The organism is Borrelia persica No12, assembly GCF_000500045.1.
Classification (GTDB): Bacteria; Spirochaetota; Spirochaetia; order Borreliales; family Borreliaceae; genus Borrelia; species Borrelia persica.
Map to the genome: position 1 here is coordinate 1 of NZ_AYOT01000070.1, position 714 is coordinate 714.

Annotated in this window: 1 protein-coding gene and 1 pseudogene; one reads left to right on the forward strand and one right to left on the reverse strand. The window is 25.2% G+C overall.

All coding sequences use genetic code 11. The features are described from left to right. On the reverse strand, nt 1-173 hold a 173-nt coding region (locus U881_RS11800), incomplete at its 3' end, for a plasmid maintenance protein (protein WP_235048112.1). 209 nt (nt 174-382) lie between these two features. Here U881_RS11800 and U881_RS10445 point away from each other — a divergent pair. Beyond that, nucleotides 383-714 (forward strand): annotated as a pseudogene (locus U881_RS10445) (DUF244 domain-containing protein); the annotation flags it as partial.

Here is a 714-nt window from a genome sequence, read left to right on the forward strand (position 1 = left end):
AGTGTCTTCATTTTAATTTCTTTCTGACCATTTTGTCTTAAGTTTCGGTTGAAATAATAGAGTATTTTGTTTTGATTGTATTGCTTGAACATTGAGTTCATGAAATCTAATGTTGATATTAAAATGATTAACATGTGCTGATGTTTATTGGCGAGCTTTTTTATGCTTTTCATCTTTGATCTCCTTATTTTGGTTTACTTACTATTTATAATAACTCAATTGTTACTATAAAGTAAACCCATTTAAATAAAAATTTTTTTATATCAAAATTTAACAAAAAATATTATAGCAATAACTATAGCAAAAAGTTGATAAAATCAATTTTTGCTATAATATTATTTTTGTTATATACAAAAATGAACAAAAATCAAAGGAGAGATTTATGAATAAAAATATGTCAAAAAAAATTAGTAGTAAAGGAGATGATATGCATCATATCGGTGTACAAGCTCAAAGAATATTTGAAGGTTTTGAAGAATTTTTGCCACAAATTGAAGAAGAAGAAAACGTGAAACAAAAGAATCCAAGCAAAATAAGTAAAGTAGGACGTAAGATACCTGGTATTAAAAAACATGAATGTTTTAAATTCAATAGCAAAGATGATTTTAACAAACAAAGAGAAGCTTTACTACGAATTGGTGCAAGTGAAGTTGGGAGCATATTTATTGGCGAAGAAAGTTTGAATGAATTTATAATAACAAAAGTACTTAAATT